Source organism: Lactobacillus mulieris (assembly GCF_007095465.1).
Lineage (GTDB): Bacteria > Bacillota > Bacilli > Lactobacillales > Lactobacillaceae > Lactobacillus > Lactobacillus mulieris.
Genome location: NZ_SDGL01000029.1, coordinates 1 through 2,706, shown reverse-complemented (window position 1 = coordinate 2,706; position 2,706 = coordinate 1). Strand labels below are relative to the sequence as shown.

General features: G+C 28.8%; 3 protein-coding genes and 1 pseudogene. 3 read left to right on the top strand and 1 reads right to left on the bottom strand.

Annotation, left to right across the window (positions count from 1 at the left end; translation table 11 throughout):
• Positions 1-133: 133 nt before the first annotated feature.
• Positions 134-719: pseudogene (locus ETI37_RS07935) on the bottom strand (SDR family oxidoreductase); the annotation flags it as partial.
• A 357-nt stretch (positions 720-1,076) separates the two neighbouring features.
• Between ETI37_RS07935 and ETI37_RS07675 the strand changes: the two are divergent.
• The 3 genes from ETI37_RS07675 to ETI37_RS07665 all read left to right on the top strand — a co-directional run bounded on the left by ETI37_RS07675 (position 1,077) and on the right by ETI37_RS07665 (position 2,579).
• Positions 1,077-1,745: a HEPN domain-containing protein gene (locus tag ETI37_RS07675; RefSeq protein ID WP_225306035.1), complete on the top strand. Its 669-nt coding sequence runs from the start codon at positions 1,077-1,079 to the stop codon at positions 1,743-1,745.
• Between the two features lie 229 nt (positions 1,746-1,974).
• The gene (locus ETI37_RS07670; RefSeq protein WP_003651021.1) at positions 1,975-2,259 is read left to right on the top strand and encodes a type II toxin-antitoxin system RelE/ParE family toxin; all 285 of its coding nucleotides are present in this window, start codon (positions 1,975-1,977) and stop codon (positions 2,257-2,259) included.
• A gap of 20 nt (positions 2,260-2,279) precedes the next feature.
• Positions 2,280-2,579, top strand: coding sequence for a HigA family addiction module antitoxin (locus ETI37_RS07665; protein ID WP_003651024.1), 300 nt, complete (start codon positions 2,280-2,282; stop codon positions 2,577-2,579).
• Positions 2,580-2,706: the final 127 nt, after the last annotated feature.

Genomic DNA, 2,706 nt, shown 5'->3' with positions numbered 1-2,706 from the left:
TACTTTGATTAAATAAAAGATTAAAAAATCAATCTACGAGAAAAATCTATTTACACAAAAAATTTGACAGTTTCAAAAAATCTCTAATAACTATTTTTATTGTTATTAGAGATTATTTATTCTAAATGTTTTTTTAATGAAATCTCATTCCACCATCAACTTGAAGTGATTGTCCAGTAACATACCCAGCACCTGATGAAGCAAACCAAGCCACAACTTCAGCTACATCGCTAGGTTTTGCTTCACGACCAAGCACTATCTCTTTGAGACAATTTGCTTGTTGTTGCGTTATTGTTTCATGTTTAATTTTTGCAATTTTTTATCAATTACATATCGCATTTTTGTGCGAACAATTCCAGGATTATAAGCATTAACAGTAATTTTATCTACTGCCAATTCTTTGGCCGCAGCTTGAGTCAAGCAACGAGTTCCAAATTTTGAAACAGAATAAGCACTTTGCAAAGCAGAAGCTTCATATCCAGACAATGATGCTGCATTAATAATCCGGCCTGCTTTTCCTTGCTTTTTAAATTGCTTAGCTGCAGCTTGAATACCCCAGTATGTACCTTTAAGATTTATATCAAATAAACGTTCAACACGTTTAGGGTCAGAATCAGTAAAGCTATCCCAGCATTATTAACATATAATGCTAAATCACATAAATTAGCTACAGCATGTTTGACAAGTGCAAAGACTTCATTGCGATTGGCTATATCTATCCTTATTAAGTTATTTCAAAATAACAAAGTAAAGAAAGATAATTTTATAAAAGATTATGGTCGGTTAAGATATATGGAAGTGTGTAGTAAGCCTTGTTATATTTTTAGTATCACGCTATCTTCAAAGGAAAGGAAAGAAAGGAAATTATTAAAAGCATTAAAAGTCTTTCAAAGTTTGAGATAACACGTATACTTAATGATTTTTACAGCTATCCATTGAACGAAATAAGGAATCGAATAATCATATTCTTAACAGCAATGTGGTTAGTGAAGGATTCATGCGTACAGACTAATAATATTTATATTAATAGTAGTATTGGATATATAAGCTCGGTAAAACTTGATATTCCATATTCTATGGCTAATGGTCATCCTCAAAATATAGCTTTAACAAAAACTGAAAATCAACAGGTTAATTTTTACTATAAAATGTTATATCCAATAATGTCAAAAGTAGGTGGTAATATACCAAATCCAGAATATAATAGTGAATATAGTTTTATTAGAAACTATGATGTAACTGATCGTAGTAAAGAGTCTAGCTTTATAAGAGCGATACGCTCGGTTCAAAATGCCAGAAGAACATGTCAATTACCGGTTAAAATTGACTTCTATATGCAAGCGCTACAATGTTTATTTGCCTTAGAAGGTAATAGAAGTACCCAAATTGAGAAGATGCTTGCATCAACAGCTATTAATATTTTAAAAATTAGTGGTGAAAATGAAAAAGATGTAGTTAAACAAAATTTTAAATTAGCATTTAGAATTAGATCCAAGCATACTCATGGTAATAAAATCACTTATTCAGATAATGAAATATCTGCTGTTTCTGTAAAGATAGATGAATATGTTCGTGAAATAATTAAAATAGTTTTTGAAAATAAAGCGTTAGATTATTCATCAAAAAATGAAGCTAAAAAAGTTGCAAAATATTTTAGTAATATTAATAAAAAAACAGTTAACTCAAAGCAAAAAAATGTTTTACCTTTTACGTTTCTTTTTTATAAAAATAAACGTAAAAGATAAATTATATTTAGTAAGAGGTAGAATTAATTCAGGGCAAATAGAAAATGTTCACCTAGTTCATAAGATTATAGTAAAGAGGTTGTCAGTATTACACTTAGGCAGCCCTTTTGTTTTATGGAAGTAACATTAAGTACACCCTAATGTTACACATATAGCTCCACTCTATCTGATTGACATATATATGCAAATCGGATATAATTAAAACATAGAAAAGATAGAGGAGAAAGCAATGATACAAACTTTTGCTAATAAGGAAACGGAAAAAGTTTATCATCAAAAATTTTCAAAAAAATTACCACAAAATATTCAAAAGATAGCTATTAGAAAATTTGTGATGATGGACGCTGCTCATGATATTAACGATTTACGAATACCACCAGCAAATCATTTAGAAAAACTTGAAGGTGATAGAAAAGGACAATATAGCATTACCATTAATGACCAGTATCGAATTTGCTTTACTGTTCAAACACCCAATTATTTTTATAATGTAGAAATCGTTGATTATCACTAGTATATAAAAGAGGAAGAATTATGCTAAAGAATACTATACCAACTCCAAAAATAAGTGAAGTGTTAAGTGAAGAATTTATGAAGCCATTAAATTTATCTGCTTATGCAGTTGCAAAAGCAATTGATGTGCCTAGTTCAAGAATTTTAGATATTCTTCATGATAAGAGAAAGATTACGGTCGATACATCTGTCAGACTAGGAAAATTATTTGGTGTATCGCCTAAATTCTTTTTAAATATTCAAAACGATATTGAGCTAAGAAATGCTGAATTAGCAAATAGTAAGGAGTACGATAAGATTAAGAAAATTAGTTTTGCATAAATAATAAGTAATTTATAACTATAATAAGTTAATTGAAAAAATAAATTTATTGAGACTGTAAAATAGTTTGTGTAAGGATGAATAATTCCTTAAATTTATTTCTTAAAACATTAGAAAAAGGAGTTCC